Here is a 22,266-nt window from a genome sequence, read left to right on the forward strand (position 1 = left end):
CCTTGATTGGTCTTTTTCAATATTCTATTGTTATTAATGGTAATCCAATCGTAACGCGGCTGCTTCCCTCTTTTGTATCCTGATGAATAGCTGTCTGTAGAACTACCTCGTGGTTTCCGCTGATTACGGAATGCAACAATGCTGATGTACTATAAGTATGGCTGGCTGTTGTTTCGTCTTCGTAGCTTTCCTGTACTTTAAGATCGGGCAGTTGTGCGTACATATTCTGCTCCGTTAACAATAGAGCCTTCTGAGGGTCCTCCTGCTCCTTCGCAGCACCCTGAAGTGAGGTGTTCCATTCCGCTGCGATTCCGATCTTCCGAAGTTTCGCGCCAGCTTCTTCTGCTTCAGCTTGCAGATCCGGAGCATTTAACAAATCGGGTGTCTCCAGGGTTACAATCACATAACTACGTCCGTTTCCAAGCTCACTCCAGAACATGGTGGTTTGAAAACCGGCTTTGTCGGCAGCCGAACGATAAGTAAGATGTTCACCCTCGTCTTCCCGGCTTGTTTCTCCCAACCCAAGATCATCGGATAGGTTAGTTGCAGTGACACCAGCCTCTAGACCATCACCATTGAATTCTCCCTGCCATTTTAAAACTAAACGAAGAGGGGAGCCGGGTACTGTAACACTTTTACCAAGGGAGGTCAGGAGAGGAAGTGACTTTTGCAATTGGGCGATCTGACTGCTCTCTTTTTCACCTTCGCCCCGAAAACCTGCCAAAAGTAACGCAGTACAGCATAGAATCAATACCAGCAACATTCCTTTAATACCGCTTTTTCGGCCTGCACCGTGTCTCTTTCCCTTACTTTCTTCTACATACCCCACAATCCAACACCCTCTCAATCCGGTCTATTAATCTACTAAACAGGATGTCCGCTTTACAAGATTTTATACGGAGACAAGTATTTTCTTATACTCGTGCACACAAAAAAACCAGCCCTTCTTACTCTGGCCAGTTCTTGTACTCACACCAATTGGGATATCCAATTATTCAGCTAGTCCATTTTTATATGCATAAATTGCTGCTTGGGTCCGGTCTTCCACACCCAGCTTCGCGAGAATATTCGTTACATGAAATTTCACAGTCTTGATCCCAATAATTAGTTGGTCCGCGATATCCTGATTCGATTTACCTTGCGCCAGCAGGCGTAATACTTCCATCTCGCGCTCCGTAAGCTCTTTATAAGCAGGGGATTCACCCTTTGCATTGTTTCGAAAACGATTCATCATTTTAGAGGCGACCTGTGACTCCAGTACAGACTGGCCTCTTGCCGCAGCGCGTATGGCATCTGCCACTTCACTAGCTCGTGAGGTCTTTAGTAGATAACTGAACGCACCTGCTTCAATCACCGGATACATTTTTTCATCATCCAGATAGCTTGTCAACACAATAACTTTGATTTCGGGATACTGCTTCATTAAGTGTTTGGTCGTTTCAATCCCATCCATCCCATCCATTACGAGATCCATCAGGACTACATCCGGATTGTACTCTTGTGCCAGGCGGATACCTTCTTCCCCACTTCCAGCTTCCCCTACGACTTCAATTCCGTCTTCAGTACCTAGAACAGCAGCTAGTCCGATCCGCACCATTTCATGATCATCTACAAGCAATACCTTAATGGCTTCCTCCATCTCCATGGTCACTCTTTCCTCCTATTATTCATTGACTAACGGAACGGTAATTTCAATCCGCATTCCTTTACCCGGAGCGGTAATAAACTGAATGGAACCTCCGATTTCATTCATCCGCTCCTGCATATTCGACAAACCGTAGGAAGTTTGTTTACTATCATCCAATTCAAAACCAATCCCATCATCACGGAGCGTCAAACGAACTGTATCTCCTCGCCGATGCAGCCTGATTTCCATCTTTTCTGCTTTCGCATGACGAAGCGTATTGGAGATTGCCTCCTGCACAATACGGAATAAGTGATTCTCTACCCCTTTTAGCAATTGTACATCAGGGTCCATCTCAAACACGATTTCAATCGGAACCTTAACCTTAAGTTCCTTGATCAACTCCTGCAGCCCCTGCTCTAATCCCTTACCTTCCAAATAAACAGGTCTTAAATGAAGCAATAGTGCTCTCATCTCTGATTGTGCTACAGCAGACATTTCTTCGATAAGTGCAATTTGCCGTTGCGCCTTGTCAAAATCCTTCTCCAGCGTCCGGCCTACAGCCGTGGCGGTCATAGAGATCGCGAACAACTGCTGTGAGACTGCATCATGCAATTCACGCGCAAGCCGCTGGCGCTCTTCCATAATAGCAGATACTCGTGCTTGCTCCGCGAGCTTCGCGTTATTTGTAGACAATCGCTGCAGTGTTGTCACTTGGTTTTCCCATTTTCCACTAATTCGGCCTAATTGTTCTCCGAGCCTTCCCAGCTCATCGTCACCCAAGTCAGGCATAGATAGCGTTAAGTTTCCCTTCTCCCACAATACGAGAGTTTCTCTCAGGCGTTCCAACTTTCGCTTTACTCGGAAGCTCTGATAGAAACCAAAGCCAACCCCGAACCCCATGGGCAGCAGAATTAGAGTAAATGCCGTGCGTAATCCAATCATCCAGCTTTCAAAAGGCTTTAAATAGCCATATGTATACATGGTGTACAATATCACAAGCAGCATGACAAAAGAGAACAGAGCCCCCTCACCCATACTACGTGACATCATATTTTTGTTCTTTTTATCCATACGGGGACCCTCCCTTCTGTATCAAACTAATCAGGATAATCGCACATCCAAATCTCCCATCAAATAAGACACACTAAACTTTACCTTATATTCACTGCTCTCATAGTTAGGGGACTTCCAATTCAGACGGTTTAGCATACCAGTATCGCGCCCATTACCGAATTCAATCGATCCAAAAAGCACAAAGGCTTCTATTTCTACACCATAATCATCTGACAATTGAATGTCCATATCACCAAAGATTCCTTGAAACAGCATAACCGTTTCCTTTTGCTCCGCCATAGCCAGTGAAAGATCAAGATCGGCCTCTCCAAGGATATGCCATGAGCTGAGGCTATGCATCACCCAGGGTGAGCGATCCCAGTCAAATCTAGACGAAAAGTTTTGCTTCTGCATAAACCCTTCCTTACGCTGAACTCTTTTGGATTTAGTAAAAAACATCCCCAATGAAATCAAACAAATCCCCAGCACGAGCACCAAATGATCCAGCAAAAGTAATATAGCGCCAATCCCGAGCAGCTTATAACCCTGCTTCACTTTTCCTGACGTCGTGCGGTAGACCCCTAGGAACAGGAATAGAAGCGCGACAATGGAGAAAAAGCCGAGCCATCTACCAAAAATCATCATGCAGCCAACACCGATCAGTCCGATGGCAATCAAACGGTTTCGTTTATCCATTTCGCACCTCCCAAAAGTTTTGCGTAGCAAAACTAACTTTGTAAGCAAAACTACAACCATCAATATATTATAGCCAGCCGCTACAAAAGCCATATCGGTATGGAGATCCATACCGTATGGCTTCTTCTTGTCCAGCATATCATATCTACTTAAGTTTTAGGAACAGGATTTATTCTTCTTTTTTGTTTAAAGAAGGAGCAGCCGGTGTATCATTCAGCTTGCTTCTCAGTGCAGCCAGTTGCTCATCCACTTTCAGTTGCTTCTCAACATCGACTGGTTTAGTGTAGGCAGCGGATGGGCTGTAAGGTGCACGCATTACATCTGCTTCTGCTTCAAGCTGCATAATCTTCTCTTCCATCCGGTGGAATCCGAGTGACGCACTGCCACTTTCGATGGAATGTACGCTGCTGATTTGCGTCATTTGTTTCTTCGCTTTAGCCATTTGAGCACGGGATACGAGCTCGTTACGCTTGTTGCGCAGCTTGTAGAATTCATCCTTCATATCATGCAGCTGCCCAACCAATTCCTTCGCTTGCACTTCAGCTTGAGCATGAAGATCGCTGTATTCCGCTTGTTTTTGATCGAAGTAGATTTTTTCTTCCAACAGCTTGCGAGTCACTTCTTCTTGGCCATTTTTCAGTGCCAATTCAGCTTGTGCTCCACGTTGTGCGGACATTTTTGCTGCTTCTTCCACGCGTTGTTTCATGCGGCGTTCGTTCGCCATTTGCTTGGCAACTGTAACTTCCGCTTCGTGGATTTCAGCCTCCATATCGCGCAGATATTGGTTAAGCATTACGATTGGGTCCTCTACCTTATCCAACAAGTCATTTACCGACGCCTTAGTCATATCTTTAATTCTTTGAAATACTCCCATGATTTACAATTCCCCTTTCTCATATTTAGACAGTTTTTGTTTGAGTTCTTCTACTTCTTTTTGTAAAGCCTTTTTCTCGATATCCTTCATCATCGCATCCAAACCGGAATCCGGAGCTGAATATGCGTTGTTCTTCTCAAAATTGGGATTGTAGTTAGGTTGGCGTCCATAAGGTCCATGTCCGCCATTAGCATGCGGTCCGTGTCCATGTTCCGGTCTACCTGAGTAAGGACCATCGAATGGGCCACCCGGTGCACCAGGGCCTGGTCCGAAAGGATTATAATGCGTAGGCTCCTTCGGAATGACCAGCGCTGCAATGAAGTACACTGGAATCACGGCACCTCCTGTAAACGGAATACTGACCAGTAACAGAATCCGGAATAGCGTGGAATCAATACCGAGTGTCTCAGATAATCCACCTGCAAGACCCGTCATCACTTTATCTCTAGTTGAACGATATAATCGACTCATAGCGCTACTCCTTTCCACCATTGTTCAGTTTCTCCTTTAAGCGAGCCATTTCTCTTTCGAGTACGGTTGCTACAGTCTCACCTGCTTGCACCGCATATTCCTGTCCCATGCGACGCACATCGCGCAAGCTCTTCGCTTCTAATTCCCAATCTGACATCCGATCTTCCAGACGTCCGAACATTTTGGGAACATCACCGCCGTTACCATAAGCACTTGCTCTTTGGTTCATACGTTGCTGCAGTCTCAGCGACTCCATACGTGCTGCGTAATACTGACGTTTGCTATAAACTGTCTGATACTCTATTTTCAGCTCATTCAGCTGTCCTTCAAGTTCAAACAAGGATTGCTTACTTTGTTCAAGTAGCCCGCTGTACTGCTCCAACTTTTCCTCGTGAATGATCTTTTCTTGCAAAGCCAGCTTTGCAAGATGATCTTCTCCTGCCTTTAATGCGAGTAACGCCTGTTCCTCACGTTTATTTCTCATGGCAGTCGCTTGGTTCACTTGCTGTTGCAATTGCTTCGTATGGGAAGCGTATTGCTGATACAATCTTTCAGCTTCACTGATTTCCTCGCGAGTTGAATGTAGAAATTGATCAATTAGCTTCACAGGATCTTGGCTTTGCTCTAGACGTTCATTTAGATTAGCTACTGTAATATCCCTCATGCGACGAAAAACACTCATAATCTCCTGCTCCCTCCCTGCTTCTTGTTTAAGTACAATCCTTCTTAATAAGTACCATTTCTTCTACCCTTTAAAGCTGACACTCCCCATACGATCAACGCCACACCTAGAAGTGGTCCGATGATCCAGGAAAGCTTCGCGATCAGGGACATGACACCAATGAACATTAGTACCCAACCGATAACCTTGCGTCCACTCTTAATCCCATAGTACCCGAGAACAACCAGCAATACTGGGAACAGTAGTCTGAAAATACCGTGAATCAGAGGAAGCGCTAAACCGAGAAGCATTACCGCACCAATCACAATCAGCACAACCGCCAATCCGTTTCCTTGTCTTCTTTGCATTATTTTCTCACCGCCTTTCGTTGTCCTTAACCTTATAGCCTTATTCTAGAGCAATTCGCAGACTTTCAAAACAGACCAACGACGGTTTTTGGTACTGGACCTTAGTCGAGGTAGCTGTGCGACTGCAGACCACTATAGGGCTAGCAAAGCACTTTTCCTCAATGAAATAGCGACTTTAATGAGAAAAACCCCCAATTTAGGGGCTAAGCTTCGAGTACCTTCAGAATCAGCGTAACGGCAAAAATATAGAAAAAACACTTCCTTTACTTAACTCCGATCTCACTTTTATATATCCACCCTGCTCGGTCACAATTTTACGGGCTAAATAAAGGCCTATGCCAACACCTTCTGTTCCATTACATCCCGCTCCTCGGTAAAATCGTTTGAAAATGTCATTCATCTCAGCGACAGGAATTCCTATTCCACCATCAGCAATATCAATCCTTGCAAAAAGATCATATCTGCGAATCGTAATTCTAACACTGCAGGACCCGAGCGTATATTTCAGAGCATTATCGATGATGTTATAGATAGCTTCTCCCGTCCACTTGGGATCATGTTGCAGCGTAATCTCCTGATCCATTTCCAGTAAGATCTCTATATTCTTTTGCTCGGCTGCTGGAAATGCCTGTTTGATCGCTGACAGCACAGTATTCTCAAGATTATGCTTCTCCGCAGCATGAAGCTCTATAATACCGGATTCGAGCCGTGATAACTTGATCAGATTCTCCATAAGCCAAGACAGCTTCTCAATCTGACTACCCATATGGCGAGTAAATTCACTGCGTGTTTCAGCGGGGAGCCCTTCATCCATAAGAAGACTGTTATACATCCCTAAATTGGCTAAAGGGGTCTTCAGTTGATGAGAGATATCAGAGATCAATGTTTTGACTTCTTGACTCTCTTCACGGTAGCGCTGCTTCTGCGAAGACAACAGCTCAGATAATTGAATAACCTGATGCTGTAATTTAGAGAGGAGTGTATCCTTCTGCACCGGGAACATCTGAGTCATTTGTCCATTGATAAGATCTTGAATCAATCCCGACAATGAAGATAGCGTGTTTAGCATTTCTTTACGAAGCGCGAGCACAAAACTTATAAACAGCAGAGCCATCACGCTAATAAACACCACGCATCCAATAACTACATGCTTCTCAGGCTTATAATAGATAAGCATAGATACAAACAACACAACGACTACTGCCAAAAGGGTGAACGAGCTCAAAAAAATTTTTCTAAAAGGGTTCTTCATCCTTACTCTCCCCATGTGTAGCCAATACCGAATACAGTTTTAATGTATTGACAATCTTTAGGGTCATCCTCAATTTTGGCCCGTAGCCTACGAATATTTACGCTTAGCGTATTCTCATCCACGAAATCACCTTCTATATCCCATAGCTTCTCCAGCATTAACCTCCGAGTTAGAACCTGACCGCTATTCTCGGTTAAGATAGTAAGGAGACGATACTCATTGGTGGTTAGTTTTATCTCTTGTCCATATTTGTAAACCTTCATTTTGGCTGAGTTAATTGTAATATCCTTGTATTGAAACAGCACTGAGCCACCATCAGTGCCTGTTCGTCGAAGAACAGCCTTAACACGCTGCAAAAGTACGACCATGCTAAATGGCTTCGCAATATAATCATCAGCTCCTAGCCCAAATCCAGCTACCATATCCTGCTCAGTATCGTTGGCAGTTAGAAATATAACCGGAATGGAACTCGTTCGCCGAATTTCCTGGCACAGTGCAAGACCACTCCCATCTGGGAGGTTAATGTCCAAAAGGACCAGACCGATGGTCTGATCCTGAATTCTAGAAGCCGCCTCCTGAAAAGAATAGGCCTGAATAATATTATAGTTTTCTTTTTCAAGCATGAACTTCAGCCCCTCGTTTAAGAGACGGTCATCCTCTACAATTAGAATGGTTGTCATTAAACTCACCTCTATACTTATCATTGTAACAAGCAGAGGAAGGCTACGCTGTTAATTAATTAGCTCTATTCCATTTGCCACAGACGTTCCACAATGCTGTCCTTTTTAATTTGCTTATAAGCAATAAGCGGAACACTCAGGCAAACCCCAAAAACGAGTACAATTGCAATAGAAAGCGGAAGGGTTGGGAAGCTAAATACTGCATAAGTAGCTTCTTGGCTAAACAGGCTATAAGCACCGTAACTGATTAATGTGCCTATTGTTGAGATTAGCAGTGTCGAAATGATCGCATAACCTGCCCCTTCAAACAGCAACAGCTTTCTCATCTGCTTAGAGGTCATCCCGATGCTCTCCATCACTGCGAACTCCAGCTTCCGAGCTACAACCCCTGTATACATAATATTAACGTAATTCAAAATTCCAATCAGCGCTAGAATGAGTGCAATTCCGCCACCCATAATGTAAAAGGTTAGCTTAGCCGATTCCATGAACTTTTCCATATACAGCTTCGACTCCAACTTCAGCTCACCATCTCCGCCGATGAGTCCTTCCAATTGATCGGTAATCGGCTTCCAGTCTTTTGGGTCTGCATTAATATATACTTTACTTATAAGTGGGTCATTCATGAGTTTCTCCATAGCAGTATGGCTAATGTATACATTCGGAGCTACAAAGTGTGACGACCCTAGAGAGCTGAAATCAGCAAGCCCTCCAATTTCGAAAGATTGTGCTGCATCGCTATTTATAGGACTAATTTTAAAGTTATCTCCAATCTTAATACCACCGAGACTAAAATTGTCCAGCAAGGCAATCTCACCCTTTTCAAAACGTTCCATATCCACAGTGATTCCTAATTTTTCTTCCATCTTCTTGACCTGATCTAAATCTACCCCAACAACATGGGTCATTGAAAACATGCTTTGAGGCTCAGCCAATTGTTCGTCGGTAGGGCGATCTGTGTGATATGATTTTGCGAATTCATCCACATACTTACTGAACACCTCAGGATCATACTTGATCTGACCTATCCCAGTATAAGCTTTGAAGACCTCTTTTACTCCCTTTATTTCCTGAATTTCCTTGATCATATCCCCTGTAATCTTGGCTTTCTCTTCCCCCTCAAATCCAAAGGACATCGTTTGATTAGACAGCGTGAAATCGTTATCCATGTATTCAGCAATAAAATGATCTGTACTCATACTAAGCACAAGTGTATTGATCACCAGAAAAGTTGTCAGTCCCAGAAATAAAGAGAGAAACACAACCATCGCCCGTTTTTTCACTCTAAAAATATTACGCCAAGCCAGTCGGTGCAGCTTAGATCCGCCAGTTCCCCGCTTCGTCTTAGCTTTAACCATCGTCCCTGTATATCTCACCGCTTCTATTGGAGAAACTTTGCCAGCGATAGAGGCAGGTTTGATAGCGCTAAACATGGTGGTCAACCAAGCAAACAACGCAGCTCCAATAAAGATTAACGGGTGAAAAGAAATCACCACGCCCGTATCCAAATCCATTGTACTCATAGCAAGCGGCACCATTACGAAGGAAGTCACAGCTCCTGCGGCAAGTCCCAGTGGGATAGCGATAAGTGCTAACCGTGAAGCCTGTGCCCTAACTATTTTTTTAATCTGCCGTTGTGTAGTTCCTAGCGTTCTAAGCAGACCGTAGAACCTTGTATCCCGTGAGACAGAAATATAAAGCACATTATAAATCAATAAATATCCGCTCAACATAACAAATAATATAATTCCAGCGTAACCAATCAAAGTTGCTGTTCTATCCGAAGAGGTAGACGATTGGTTAGAGACAGGTTCAAGCTTTTGATTTTTTCCCAAAGGAATATCCTGTTGCAAACGTGAGATAAGTCCATCCGTATTTTTCTCATTAAATAGAATAGTGGCATTTTTGGGATTCTTAAGATCTACGCCATGAGCTGTAGCAAAAGCCCCCGATACCAGCATAGCTCCAGAATTTCCGGTACGAACATGACTGTAATCGGTAAACCATCCACTTAGTACGAAATTGCTACTTTGCTGAGATTTCACCCCATCGCGGGTAAAAGAGTAAGTTAACGGCAAGCTCATACCAATCTGTGGATCATCCATCCCCATTGACTGTAATATCCATAAAGGAACGGCGATTTCATTTTCCTTATCTGGATAAGTTCCCTTTAGACCATCGATCACTGGCTTACGCATCTCTGTCCATTCTGTAGAGTCATACCAGAGCAGAGCTAAATTAAGATCTCCTATTTCTGGCGTATTGATCACATTACCTACTCTGGACTGGAGTCCGATGGTCTTAATATAGGAGAGTTCCTTTAACTTGTTCATTTGTTGTTCTGACGGGGAGGTTAAGTAGACATCAGCCATGGTTCCGTTTATTTTCAATTGCTGCATTTCGAAGGTCTTATAGTTGCTCAGTCCAATACTAAAAAAAGAAGTAATGAGCCAGGTAGTAAGCACGATGGCCAGAATCACAAAACGATTTCGGGTCCGATTGGCTTTCAGGCTTCTGCTCGTCAGCTTTTTAACAACGGGCTTATTACTGTTTGGAAACATCATCACAATGCCCCTCCAGTAATTTTACCGTCCTCTATCCGGATGGTCCGGTCTGCAAGCTGAGCAATCTCTTCATTATGAGTAATCATTAGAATCGTCTGATTAAACTGTCTGCTTGTTACTTTGAGTAATCCAATGACCTCCTGGCTAGTGATGCTGTCCAAGTTCCCTGTAGGTTCATCTGCTAGGATAATGGAAGGTTTAGCTGCCAAGGCCCGTGCGATGGCTACCCTTTGCTGCTGACCGCCTGAAAGCTGACCAGGGAGGTTGTCCAATTTTTGCGAAAGACCTAACGTATTCACAATATGATCCACGAAATCCTTGTCTATTTTGTTTCCATCCAGCTCTATGGGCAACACAATATTCTCGTATACATTAAGAATCGGCACTAGATTATAGTTCTGAAACACAAATCCGATCTTTCTTCTTCTAAATACCGTCAACTCATCATCCTTCATCCCAAAAATATTTTTACCATCTATGATCACCTGACCCTCTGTCGCCCGATCAAGCCCGCCTAGCATATGTAAGAGCGTTGATTTGCCACTTCCTGAAGTCCCGACAATCGCTATAAATTCACCGTTGTGTACCTTTACGTTAATACCATCCAGTGCCTTGACCAGGTTAGTACCCTTACCGTAATGTTTTGTGAGATTAATTGCACTGAGTACAGACATATTTCCCATCTCCATTCCGCTTTGTTATTCTACAACCCATTATATAGAGCAGTTCTTACATTCTAGTGACACACCAAAATATCCCCACAAAGCGGGGCCTCCCAATACATACTTTCTGATATGTAAAAAAAGACTTGCCCATAATGGACAAGTCTCGTTGAATTACTAATCTAACTATTTAAGCTTATTTAAAAGCAGGCAACGCAATATCCGCATAGTTATCTTCAAGGAACTTCTTCACTTCTGGTCCGCTAATCCGTTTAGCTAGCTTCTGGATCGCATCAGAGTCCTTGTTGTCTTCACGCGCAACCAAGGTGATCGTGAATTCAGAATCCGCGCCTTCAGTAATCAGTGCATCTTTCTTTGGTGTCAATCCAAGCGGGCTGGCATAAGCCGGAGTCATTGCCACTAGATCTCCATCATCCAGCATACGGGCCAACATCAATAGATCCACTTCCTCAAACTTAAAGTTTTTTGGATTCTCAGTAATGTCTGCTTGTGTAGCCTTAATGCCTACACCTTCTTTTAGCTTAATCAAATCAGCTGCAGCGAACATTTGTAAAGAACGGCCGATATTTGAAGGGTCATTAGCCATTACTAGTGTTGCGCCTTCCGGCAGATCCGCAACATTCTTGTAACGCTTGGAGTATCCACCGTAAATAGCGTCGTAGACAGGCTGTACCTCTACTAGATTGGAGCCTTTGCTTTCATTAAACTGCTTCATATAAGGAACGTGTTGAAAAAAGTTAGCATCTACCTCTTTATTCGCCAAAGCCTCATTAGGCTGTACATTGTCAGACAGCACAACGATTTCAAGATCAATGCCATCTTCCTTCAGAAGTGGCTTCACAATATCCAGAATTTCCGTCATTGGTGGAATCAAAGTAGCAATCTTTAATTTCGTTAGCTCATCGCTACCTTTTGCAGAATTGTTCTCGGCTGCTTTATTAGAGCCACAACCCGCTACGACCAATACCATTAACATAAGCACAACTATCATTGATTTTTTCATTACTACAACTAACCCCCAGTTTATATATTCAATCATTTTGTATTACAAAATTTGATGTACGGGTTGAACGATTAACGCTTATCTAACAGCCGTGAGATCGTACCTCCTGTGAATTGAACCAACTGAACCAATACAATCATCACAACAATCGCATAGATCATCACTTCAGTCTCAAAACGCTGATATCCGTAACGGATCGCGAAATCTCCAACCCCGCCCCCTCCAACAACCCCCATTACGGTCGAGTAAGAGATAAAACTAATGGTGGAGGTAGTAAGTCCGAGCACTAGACCCGAACGAGCCTCTACATACAGAAACTTAAAGATCAACCCCAGCTTCGAGGCTCCCATAGACAACGCCGCTTCTATGACTCCTTTAGGAACCTCCAGCAAAGACTGCTCCACCAGACGAGAGTAATAAGCAATGGCAACAATGGATAACGGAACCGTGGCAGCCATTGTTCCAATCGCAGTTCCGACGAGGAAACGAGTGACCGGAATGAGTGCAACCACAAGCAGCAGGAATGGAAATGAACGGATAATATTTACGATGCTGTTGAGTACCAGTGACAATGTTTTATTCTCATAGAGCTGCCCTTTTCGGCAAAAAAACAACAACGTCCCGAGTGGAAGCCCCAGCAGCAGTGCGGCACCAACAGAAATACCGACCATTATAAAAGTTTCTCCGATCGATTCCCACATCTGTGCCTGATATTGAAGTACACTATCAAACATGCGTTTCCCCCGCTTTACCCAGAATTTGATCCCGGTAAGATCCAGTACGGACTGCAGCAGGCCGGAAATCACCATCTTGGCGTGAGAATGAATCTACGATTCGACCATTTTCCATCACCGATACGTCAGTGCATATGCTTTTGACAACATCCATCTCATGCGTAACAATCACTACCGTAACCCCAAGGCCCCCATTAATATGCTTCAGGACGTCTAGAATATCCGCAGTTGTTCCTGGATCTAGTGAGGATGTTGGTTCGTCACATAGCAATAGTCCTGGACTGTTCGAAAGCGCCCGGGCGATCGCCACACGTTGTCGCTGTCCTCCACTTAGCTGTGCGGGATATTGCTCTGCCTTATCAGCCAATCCGACAAAATCGAGACATTCCTTCACCCGCTTCATCCGTTCACGCTTCGGCACCCCCGCCAGTTCCAGAGGGATCGAAATGTTGCGGCTTACCGTGACGTTATTGACCAAATTAAATTGCTGAAAAATCATCCCAATCTTTTCCCTAGCTTTCCGTAGCTGTTTACTCGGCATTTCGGTTAAATTATGCCCTTCTACGGTAACTGTCCCTTGATCCGGCTTTTCCAGCAGATTAATCAATCGTAGCAGCGTGGATTTCCCTGCCCCGCTTTCACCAATAATCCCGTGAATCGATCCCTTCTTCACATCAAGCGATACATCATCTACCGCCTGATATGTGCCGTCCTTCAGCTTGAATCCTTTACTCACCCGACTCAGCGATAGGATTGCAAACTCCCCCTTCCTTTCCGTTTATTCTGAAACCTTCTAAGCCAAGGTTTGTACTATAATTATTTAAAAACTGTTTTACTAAAAATCTCTTTAAATAATAAGGCATTTTATGTTCTGTGTCATCATTTTTATTTTAATAATATATCAGATTAAAAGGATTAAAGAATAAAAGCCCATTATATCGGACTATTTTCACGTGCTTATCTCCCAATAAATGACTGAGCTTAATCCCTCTTCAAATCAGGATTCTCCTGTTACCTAACTCCTAAACCCGCTGTTACATCTATTTCAAGAACTAGATCGCCACGAAAAAAAAAGGATGTCTAAGCTCGATAGCTTAAGACATCCTTTCATTCTTTTCGTAATCCTTGATCTAAGACTTTTCGCCAAGCTCTCCTCGAATCTTCAAGAAGACCTGATAGCTGCGCTCCGCGCATTCCGAAATCGCTATCGGATGAAAACCAGGTAGATCCGCATATAGCGTATCATGGAGCGGTTCAATCCACGAAGCCGGCAACACACTTGCTCCAAGCTTCGCTCCCATAATAGAACCCACTGTAGCACCATTACAGTCTGTATCCATTCCTCCGTAAACGGATGTAACGACCGCTTTTTCAAAATCATTCCCGCCATAGACCAGCGAAGCAGCTACAAGAGCAGCATTATTATTGGTGTGCACCGCATCATAGTGGCTGAATGTATCCCAAATCTTACTTACCAACTCACGCTCACTTTTGGCCTTCTGCGCAATATCTATACCTCGTAGAACGTCACTTGCCAGGCGACTAGTACTAGGGATCTCACTAAGACCAATCTCAAGAATACGCTCGTTATCTTTTTCAGCAAAAGCAGCCGAAATCATCGCCGCATTAAACATCTCACCATAGATTCCGTTCTTCACATGTGAAAAAGAAGCATCTCGCCAGCCTAACTCCGCTGCAAGCTCAGGATGGCCTGCTGCACCATAAGCCAGTCCATCTGCGCGTATAGCCGCACCAATCCACTCCCGGTAGGGATTCAAGTGCATCCGCACTCTTTCCTGCCGCGCCAGCCAATCCGCAGGCTTCTCACCATGCAGATGAGACGTTTCCTGCGCAAAATTCATATACGACTGTGTCTCTGCCGTACATACCTGGGCGTATGTCAGATGTTTATGCCAGAGCTTCCCGATATCCCAAGAATCCCAGCCCAGCCCCTTTTGCTCCAGCAACATAAGGCCTAGAACCGTGTAACGAATATCATCATCGCTCTCCATAAACTTAATAGTCTCGCTGGTACTCGCATACGTCCAATCACTTAAACCAAGACTATATTCTGCCTCTGCCCGTGAATGCCCAGGCGTATAGCCAGTAATAGGCCATGCATCGGCACCCCGGAACCACAGCTCGATATTCTCCCAACCCGGACGTCCATCTTTACCGTAGAGGTAGTCCCAATACTCCAATGGTTTGCCAAGTGCGCAACCGATGCTTCTACCTAGCCAAGCTCCGTAGAACTTATCTCTCCATTCTGCTTCGCTCCAGTCAGCCTCAAGCTTGCGTGGACCTTCTGGACGAAGACGACGAATCTCCTCCAGTGAAGACGGCTCTTCATAAGGAAAGTCCTCAGCAACCGTAAGCTCCATCAACTCGTTGTATACTTGCATCAGCTTGATCTCATCGGCACCTGCAGCTGCTAGTTTATCCGCGAAGCCGTCAATCCTGCAGCCTTCTTCTCCACGCTGAACCAATTCAAACTGAACCGTCTCCTGAAGTTTCTCCCATCCTGCCATAGGTTAGTTCCCTTCAGCCGCAAGCAGCTCTTGATCTAGCTTTTCCAGTGAATCAAAAATCAACTTCATAAATGCTTCCCGGTCTACTCCCACCAGGACTTCTACATTCGCTGGGCGATCCGTCTTCTTTCGTTTGTCTGCAACCGTCATTCCCCGCGTCAGCTTGCCTTCTGTCTCTACCGTTACATATAGATGCTCGGATTCGAACAGTTCTGGGTGCAAGAGCCAAGCTACGGCGCATGGATCATGCAGTGCACTACCGACATAGCCCATTTTCTTTCCGAAGATCGAATAGAAATCTAACAGTTCTCCGACCATAGTGGACACTGGCCCACGCTCTTTCAATGCTACGATCTCATCTTCGAAAATGGCTGCCTTATCGGTCACATCCAGACCACTCATGGTAATCGGAATACCCGATTCAAACACGATACGAGCAGCTTCAGGATCTACATAGATGTTAAACTCCGCAGTAGAGGTTACATTTCCATAAGAAATTCCTCCGCCCATCAGTGAAATCTTTTCAATTCTTTCCTTAATCTCTGGATAAGCAGTGATTAGCAGGGCGATATTTGTTAAAGGAGCCATCGGTACGAGCGTAATCTTCTCCTCCGAAGAACGGATAATATTCAGCATGAATTCCACAGCGCCTTCTTCTACAGGCCGGAATTTACTTGGTGGCAATAGTGGGCCGTCCATGCCAGATTCACCATGCGCTTCCTCACCTGTAACAAGCTTGCCGAACAGCGGACCCGCAGCCCCTTTGGCTACAGGAATATCAGCATTCACAAAGCTGATCACTTTAAGTGCGTTTTCTGTGATTTTATCGAGGATCTGGTTTCCACCAACCGTTGTAATCCCGCGCAGATCCAGCTTCTCCGAATTTGCTATTGCAAGCAGGATAGCGATTGCGTCATCATGCCCTGGATCGCAGTCAATAATAATAGGTGTTCGCATAGTCATTCACTCCTTAGTTGTATAAATCCTCGTTACTCTTATCGCTATTTCACTAGCGGGCTTTTAAGTTTTTTATTCTTTTTCCGTGTCTCAGATACGGCATAGATCACTAGTCCAATTACCGTTGCTACATAAGGAAGCGTCGCGATCAGTTCTGCAGGAATCTTCAAGACCTGTAGCGCATTCGACAAGGCGTCTGCCGTACCAAATAATAGAGAGGTCAGCGCCGTACCCACTGTCGTACTTCTCCCCATAGACTCTGCGGCAATCGCAATCCAGCCCCGACCAGCGATCATATCGCGAGTGAACAGTGACAGGTAACCCATCGACATGTAAGCTCCACCCAAACCAGCGAAAAATCCACTAAGCAGCAAAGCCATATACTGTATTTTCACAACACTTACTCCCACAGATTGAGCCGCATGTGGATTTTCACCCACTGAACGAATGCGCAGACCAAGTGGTGTACGGTTTAAGAGATAGTAGACAACAAACACAGCAATAATAGATACATACGTCAAAATGTGATGTCCCGATAGAATAGGCCCCAGCACCGGAATGTCCTTCAGTAAAGGAATCTCTACACTAGGTAGCACTTTACTCGCCAGAGAAGTAGAAGAACCCTTGTCTCCACTCAGCAGATAAAGAATAAACACGGTTCCTCCTGAAGCGAACATGTTAATAGCTACACCGCCGAGAATGATATGTGTTTTAAATTTCAGTGTGAAAAAAGCTAATATTCCAGCGATCAGTGTTCCGGACATCACAGCCCCAAGTAAACCTACCCACGCACTATGCGTGTAGCTGCTTACAATGACACCGGCTAACGCCGCGACAAGCATGATGCCTTCCATACCAATGTTGATGATGCCAGCCCTATTAGAGATTAACGCTCCCAATGCGGCGAATAGAATCGGTGTCGTCACTCGAAGAACAGAAAACGCAAAGTCAGTCGTAAAAATTACATCAAACAAGCTGTTCACGCTTCCTTCGCCTCCTTCAAGAGCATCCGATTTTTCCAGAACTTCAGAAATTGTTCAGCCGAAATCAGAAGAATGATAATCGCCTGTATAATAGAAATCATCTCTGAAGGTACATCCGATAGACGTGCCATCATGTCGGCTCCGATCCGGATATATGCAAGGAACAATGCAGCGCCGATTACGGATAGCGGATTATTCTTGGCTAACATCGCTACAAGAGCACCATCTAAGCCATAACCTGGTAACGATGTCCATTGGAATCGATTGTACATCCCTAGCACTTCTACGGAACCACCCATTCCCGCGATAAAACCAGCAATCAAGTGAACCAGTATAATAACCTTCGCGGTCTTCATGCCTGAATAACGTGCAAAGTTCCGGTTGATGCCTGTCATTCGCAGCTCATATCCCCATTTAGTCTTGTATAGGAATAAATGCGCTGCAATAATAAGCACGATAACGATAATAAGTCCGGTATGAATACGGGTGCCAGGTACCATTTTACTCAGCAGTGCCGTTTTCTCGAATTTGTAGGATACATTGGCAAATGCTTTTGCATCACGTAAGTGATAGTTCAGTAGATATAAACCTACTCCAAACAAAATATTATTGAACATCAAGGATGTAACGAGCTCATTAGCATTCCATTTGGCTTTGAGGATCCCGGGTATTGCCGAGAGCAACGCACCAACAATAGAACCCGCAGCAATAGCTACGATCGGATGAAGCCACCCGTCCAGCGTTAAATGAATAGCCAACACGGAAGTTACAACACCGGAGAAATAGAAAATCCCTTCAGCTCCCAAATTGAACATATTTGCCCGGAACAACAAGGAAACTGCTAGCCCAGTGAACATGAGCGGAATGGCCATCTCAATCACATTACCGATATGACCTTTACTGGATAGCGGCTCAAATAGGAATATCCCAATCGTCTTCACCGGCTGATTGCTGACCAATGAGATGATCAGAAAAGCAATAGCGAGTGCAATTACGATTACTGCCGATGTTCGAATATATTCAAAATATTTTACTTTAAACATGATTTACGGCCCTCCTGATTTGCTCCTCGTCCTGTCGATGAATCCCTAGCATATAAAGCCCTAATTCTTCTTCACTAACCTTGGAAGGCTCCTCGAAAAAGGCAACAATCTTTCCTTCATACATCACTAGTAGACTATCGCTGATCTCCAAGATCTCATTTAAGTCTGCTGACACTAGCAAAATAGCGCAATCGTCTGAGCGCAGCTCCAACAGCTTTTGATGTATGAACTGCGCCGCGCCTATATCCACGCCCCGTGTCGGCTGCTCTGCAATAAGCAGTTGCGGTTCTGTAGAACACTCTCTAGCTACGACAACCTTCTGCATGTTACCACCTGATAACATACCTATTGGCTGAGAAGGTCCCGAACAGCGGACTTTAAATTCTTCTACAAGTGATACTGCAAGCTTGGCAATTCGTGATCCATTTAAAAAGGGACCTTTATTCATAGCTTTTGTACGATACTGAGTGGACAGCAGATTATCCGCTATGCTCGCATCACTGGCTATCCCTTGATGCATCCTATCCTCTGGGATATAGGAAACGCCTAGCTTACGAATATCTAAAATATCCGATTCACGAATATCTTTTCCCTTCACTAGCACAGAGCCTTGGCTTGAGACCCCTCTTAGGCTACCCGTAAGAGCCTCAATGAGCTGTGTCTGCCCATTCCCTTCTACACCAGCAATCCCGATAATTTGTCCCCCGCGTACTGCAAAGTTGATATCTGTTAGCAACGCTTTGCCGTGTGCATCATTTACATCTAAGCCCTGCACAGTGAGTACCGGCTCCCCAATAGACAGAATCTCCTTGTCATATTTCAACACGACGTCTCTGCCCACCATAAGGCGTGAGATTTCTTGCTCCGTGACATCCTTCGTTTGGAAGACACCTTCACTACGTCCACTACGCATGATCGTAATTCTGTCACAGATCGCTTTAACTTCTTTCAACTTGTGTGAAATAAAAACAATCGTATGACCCTGCTCTCTTAACTGCTTAAGCTCCCGGAACAATTCCTCTGTTTCCTGTGGGGTCAACACTGCGGTCGGCTCATCCAGAACGAGGATTTTTGCACCACGCAGCAGCGCCTTCAGAATTTCAACCTTTTGCTTCATACCAACCGTGAGATCCTCCACTTTTGCTTTTGGATCCACTGCCAGATTGTATTTTTTCGCAGTCTCTTCGGTCATGCGTACAGCTTCTGCATAATTGATGCCAACGCCCTTACGAGGTTCCATGCCCAGCACCATGTTCTCTGCTACCGTAAAAGAAGGGACCAGCATAAAATGCTGGTGAACCATACCAATCCCTCTATCAATGGCATCCTGAGCAGATTGCAGCTTCACTTTTTCACCCTTGATAAAGATTTCACCTTCACTAGGCTCTTCCATGCCGAACATGATCTTCATTAAAGTTGATTTACCAGCGCCGTTCTCGCCCGCAATCGCATGAATTTCTCCCTCACGTAAAGAAAAATGCACGTCTTTATTTGCAACGACACCATTGGGATACACCTTGGTAATTCCCCGCATTTCCAGCAGAGCTTTGTTCATAGGTCTCAACGCCTTTCGACTTGGAGGTCTGCAAAAATATACAGCTGGAATTCTTCTAAAAGAAGAATCTCCAACTGTAGGTTTATCACTTTATAGCTATACTTAAGGCTTAACTGCGTTACGAATGGCTTCTACTTCAGAGGTTTCCATTCCCATCGCGTTATCTACTGTAATTTCTTTATTGATCAGCTTTTGCTTCACTTCTTCAACTTTAGCCTGAAGATCGGCAGGAAAGATATTTTTATAGATTTCATTCTCTGCAATGCCTACACCATCATCTACAAAGCTCAACACATCACGTTTACCCATCTCAAGTGTACCGTCTTGTAATCTCTTCACGGCACCCAGAATAGCACTATCAATCTTTTTAATAGAAGAAGTAACGATCAAGTTTGCTTTTTCGCTATCTGTATCGTTAAGCAACATCGCCTGATCGGAGTCTACACCGATAGCATATTTCTTCTTCTCCTTAGCTGCATCAAAGATCCCAAGACCTGTACCCCCAGCCACGTTAAAAATAACGTCCACACCGGAGTTATATTGAATCAGCGAAAGCTCCTTGCCTTTAGCCGGGTTAACGAAATCGCCAGCATATGATACAGCGACCTTCACATCAGGATCAACATATTGAGCGCCCTGAATGTAGCCTACCAAGAAAGCGTTAATTCCTGGAATGTCCATGCCGCCTACAAAACCGATCACATTCTCAGGATTAGCATTTTCCATATCCGATTGTGTAGCTAGCGCCGCTACAGCACCTGCTAGAAAAGATACTTCATTTGTTGCATAAGACATGTTGTACATATTCTCTGGTGCTTCATCTATATCGGTATCATAGTTAATGAACTTTTTGTCAGGATATAATTCAGCCGTTGCATTAAACATCTCTGTAATTTCCGATCCGCCAGAAATAATAACATCCCAGTCCTCAGCGGCGATATCGTTAAACGTAGGCTCCCATTTCGTTTTATCGACACCCATTTCTACAACTTTTGTTTCTGCACCCAGCTCATCCTTAACCTTTTGCAAACCGCTATTCGCAGAGTCAAAGAAAGATTTATCTCCAAGCGTTCCTGGAATCAGAAGTACAACTTTGAGTTTATCCCCTGAACCTGTTTCTCCACCTTCAGCTGCGTTAGATCCTGCATTCGCGGAAGATCCATTACTCGACGTATTATTTCCACAGGCTGTGACCATTACCATTACTACTAGTAACAACAAAGAAAGAACTTTCTTTTTCATTTTTCTATTCCCCCTATTTATAGTTGGTTAGTAATTTGAGAGATTCTCCTTCTTAGTCCGTTGTATATTTCACGATTTAGATGGAAACTCTCATTTTTCATGTAACATTGTCAAAATTTTAATGATTTTAACGAATACACTCAAAAAAAGAGAGAAAATTATAATTTTTACGAATAATCCGACTAATTTCCGAACGAGATGGCCAGTCAGGTTGCTAATCTTCGGATTTCTTGATACGATCATATCAAATATTAATGAAAATAATTATATGATTTCGGTCATAATTTTGTACGATTCGGCTAAAACATAATTATTGGAGGCTCATCATGGATCGTGTTCTATATATTGTAAATGCAGCACATGAGGTTAATACCTATATTCCACCACACCAGCATGAATGTTATGAACTAGTCTATTATTTAAACGGATTAGGAACTACCAATGTAGGTTCCCGAAGTTATCATTTTCGTTCTTCTTCATTCGCGCTGATACCACCCAATCATAAACATGATGAGAATCATCGCGAGGATGCTACTATACTATTTGTAGGTTTCCATTCAAATCACCCAAATATGGAGAATTTGCAGGGCGTATATGAAGATGATAAAGACCATACTGTTCTACAGATCTTGCTTCGAATGAAAGCAGAGTTTGCGCGCAAACAAGATGGATTCTCTGAACTATTGAACCTTCAAATGAGCGAAATCACTGTTCATCTGATACGGCTTCTTAGCGCCTCTGGGTTTCAATCACCAACGGAAGACAGAGTCCAATATGTTCTAAACTATATGAATGAGCATTACCGCCATAAGCTATCGGTCGCAACACTTTCTGAGATGTCTGGATACAGCTATGATCGTTTCCGCCATTTATTTAAAGAACGATTCGGTTCTTCACCTCTGCGCTATCTACTATTGAAACGTCTGGATTATGCAAAGTCTCTCTTGCAACATACCCAAATGCATATCTCTGAAGTATCAGCTGCTGCTGGGTTTGTGAATGACGCCCAATTCTGCAATATGTTTAAACGTGAAATTGGTCTCACCCCACGAGCATTCCGACTAAGCAGTCAATAAAACAACACTCCACACAAAAAGGCCGTTGATTAGAGACGCCTCTAATTCAACGGCTTAAGAATAAAAGCTCAAAGACAAAGAAAAAAGGTTTGTAAAGTTGCTTATACAAGCGACTTTACAAACCTTTTTGATATACCGGCGAGAGGACTCGAACCTCCACGGTTTCCCTCTCGATTTTGAGTCGAGCGCGTCTGCCATTCCGCCACGCCGGCACAT

Annotated in this window: 22 protein-coding genes and 1 tRNA gene; 1 reads left to right on the forward strand and 22 read right to left on the reverse strand. The window is 44.1% G+C overall.

The window, feature by feature from the left end; translation table 11 throughout:
- Window positions 1–16: 16 nt before the first annotated feature.
- The 21 genes from NST34_RS27580 to NST34_RS27680 all read right to left on the reverse strand — a co-directional run bounded on the left by NST34_RS27580 (window position 17) and on the right by NST34_RS27680 (window position 20,974).
- Window positions 17–829, reverse strand: coding sequence for a YwmB family TATA-box binding protein (locus NST34_RS27580; protein ID WP_341129171.1), 813 nt, complete (start codon window positions 827–829; stop codon window positions 17–19).
- Window positions 830–991: 162 nt separating this feature from the next.
- The gene (locus NST34_RS27585; protein ID WP_179085807.1) at window positions 992–1,645 is read right to left on the reverse strand and encodes a response regulator; all 654 of its coding nucleotides are present in this window, start codon (window positions 1,643–1,645) and stop codon (window positions 992–994) included.
- Between the two features lie 18 nt (window positions 1,646–1,663).
- Window positions 1,664–2,698 carry a sensor histidine kinase gene (locus NST34_RS27590; RefSeq protein ID WP_042191761.1) on the reverse strand — a complete coding sequence of 345 codons (1,035 nt, stop codon included), beginning with the start codon at window positions 2,696–2,698 and terminating at the stop codon, window positions 1,664–1,666.
- A gap of 30 nt (window positions 2,699–2,728) precedes the next feature.
- Window positions 2,729–3,376, reverse strand: a complete 648-nt coding sequence (gene liaF, locus NST34_RS27595) for a cell wall-active antibiotics response protein LiaF (protein WP_042191763.1) — start codon at window positions 3,374–3,376, stop codon at window positions 2,729–2,731.
- Window positions 3,377–3,545: 169 nt separating this feature from the next.
- Window positions 3,546–4,250 carry a PspA/IM30 family protein gene (locus tag NST34_RS27600; protein ID WP_042191765.1) on the reverse strand — a complete coding sequence of 235 codons (705 nt, stop codon included), beginning with the start codon at window positions 4,248–4,250 and terminating at the stop codon, window positions 3,546–3,548.
- Between the two features lie 3 nt (window positions 4,251–4,253).
- On the reverse strand, window positions 4,254–4,721 hold the full coding sequence (locus NST34_RS27605; RefSeq protein WP_042194525.1) for a PspC domain-containing protein: 468 nt from the start codon (window positions 4,719–4,721) through the stop codon (window positions 4,254–4,256).
- A gap of 4 nt (window positions 4,722–4,725) precedes the next feature.
- On the reverse strand, window positions 4,726–5,403 hold the full coding sequence (locus NST34_RS27610) for a PspA/IM30 family protein (RefSeq protein ID WP_042130994.1): 678 nt from the start codon (window positions 5,401–5,403) through the stop codon (window positions 4,726–4,728).
- Between the two features lie 44 nt (window positions 5,404–5,447).
- Complete coding sequence (locus NST34_RS27615; protein WP_076285318.1) at window positions 5,448–5,750, reverse strand: LiaF transmembrane domain-containing protein; 303 nt, start codon at window positions 5,748–5,750, stop codon at window positions 5,448–5,450.
- A gap of 226 nt (window positions 5,751–5,976) precedes the next feature.
- Window positions 5,977–7,002: a sensor histidine kinase gene (locus NST34_RS27620; protein ID WP_341129172.1), complete on the reverse strand. Its 1,026-nt coding sequence runs from the start codon at window positions 7,000–7,002 to the stop codon at window positions 5,977–5,979.
- Window positions 7,003–7,004: 2 nt separating this feature from the next.
- On the reverse strand, window positions 7,005–7,682 hold the full coding sequence (locus NST34_RS27625; protein WP_341129173.1) for a response regulator transcription factor: 678 nt from the start codon (window positions 7,680–7,682) through the stop codon (window positions 7,005–7,007).
- Between the two features lie 65 nt (window positions 7,683–7,747).
- Window positions 7,748–10,246, reverse strand: a complete 2,499-nt coding sequence (locus NST34_RS27630; protein WP_341129174.1) for an ABC transporter permease — start codon at window positions 10,244–10,246, stop codon at window positions 7,748–7,750.
- On the reverse strand, window positions 10,246–10,920 hold the full coding sequence (locus NST34_RS27635) for an ABC transporter ATP-binding protein (protein WP_076285322.1): 675 nt from the start codon (window positions 10,918–10,920) through the stop codon (window positions 10,246–10,248). The genes NST34_RS27630 and NST34_RS27635 overlap by 1 nt, the downstream gene beginning before the upstream one ends.
- Window positions 10,921–11,104: 184 nt before the next feature.
- On the reverse strand, window positions 11,105–11,932 hold the full coding sequence (locus NST34_RS27640; protein WP_042191777.1) for a MetQ/NlpA family ABC transporter substrate-binding protein: 828 nt from the start codon (window positions 11,930–11,932) through the stop codon (window positions 11,105–11,107).
- 71 nt (window positions 11,933–12,003) lie between these two features.
- Window positions 12,004–12,666 (reverse strand): methionine ABC transporter permease, encoded by a 663-nt coding sequence (locus tag NST34_RS27645; protein ID WP_042191779.1) that lies wholly within the window; start codon window positions 12,664–12,666, stop codon window positions 12,004–12,006.
- On the reverse strand, window positions 12,659–13,420 hold the full coding sequence (locus tag NST34_RS27650; RefSeq protein ID WP_340975006.1) for a methionine ABC transporter ATP-binding protein: 762 nt from the start codon (window positions 13,418–13,420) through the stop codon (window positions 12,659–12,661). Before NST34_RS27650 ends, NST34_RS27645 begins: the two co-directional genes overlap by 8 nt.
- Before the next feature lie 376 nt (window positions 13,421–13,796).
- A complete protein-coding gene (locus NST34_RS27655; RefSeq protein WP_341129175.1) occupies window positions 13,797–15,194 on the reverse strand; it encodes an ADP-ribosylglycohydrolase family protein in 1,398 nt (465 codons plus the stop codon).
- Between the two features lie 3 nt (window positions 15,195–15,197).
- The gene (locus NST34_RS27660; protein WP_076285325.1) at window positions 15,198–16,151 is read right to left on the reverse strand and encodes a nucleoside hydrolase; all 954 of its coding nucleotides are present in this window, start codon (window positions 16,149–16,151) and stop codon (window positions 15,198–15,200) included.
- Window positions 16,152–16,195: 44 nt separating this feature from the next.
- The gene (locus NST34_RS27665; protein WP_042131005.1) at window positions 16,196–17,134 is read right to left on the reverse strand and encodes an ABC transporter permease; all 939 of its coding nucleotides are present in this window, start codon (window positions 17,132–17,134) and stop codon (window positions 16,196–16,198) included.
- Window positions 17,131–18,177 (reverse strand): ABC transporter permease, encoded by a 1,047-nt coding sequence (locus NST34_RS27670; RefSeq protein WP_042131006.1) that lies wholly within the window; start codon window positions 18,175–18,177, stop codon window positions 17,131–17,133. Before NST34_RS27670 ends, NST34_RS27665 begins: the two co-directional genes overlap by 4 nt.
- The gene (locus NST34_RS27675; RefSeq protein ID WP_341129176.1) at window positions 18,170–19,732 is read right to left on the reverse strand and encodes an ABC transporter ATP-binding protein; all 1,563 of its coding nucleotides are present in this window, start codon (window positions 19,730–19,732) and stop codon (window positions 18,170–18,172) included. Before NST34_RS27675 ends, NST34_RS27670 begins: the two co-directional genes overlap by 8 nt.
- A 102-nt stretch (window positions 19,733–19,834) precedes the next feature.
- Entirely contained in the window at window positions 19,835–20,974 is a 1,140-nt protein-coding gene (locus NST34_RS27680) for a BMP family ABC transporter substrate-binding protein (RefSeq protein ID WP_339267182.1), read from the reverse strand.
- Between the two features lie 326 nt (window positions 20,975–21,300).
- On the opposite strand from NST34_RS27680, the gene NST34_RS27685 reads away from it, so the two are divergent.
- The gene (locus NST34_RS27685; RefSeq protein WP_076300397.1) at window positions 21,301–22,050 is read left to right on the forward strand and encodes an AraC family transcriptional regulator; all 750 of its coding nucleotides are present in this window, start codon (window positions 21,301–21,303) and stop codon (window positions 22,048–22,050) included.
- A gap of 133 nt (window positions 22,051–22,183) precedes the next feature.
- On the opposite strand, the gene NST34_RS27690 is transcribed toward NST34_RS27685, so the two are convergent.
- Window positions 22,184–22,262 (reverse strand) — tRNA-Leu (locus NST34_RS27690).
- Between the last annotated feature and the right edge of the window lie 4 nt (window positions 22,263–22,266).

This window comes from Paenibacillus sp. FSL H7-0714 (genome assembly GCF_038003765.1).
In the GTDB taxonomy this organism is placed as follows: Bacteria; Bacillota; Bacilli; order Paenibacillales; family Paenibacillaceae; genus Paenibacillus_AQ.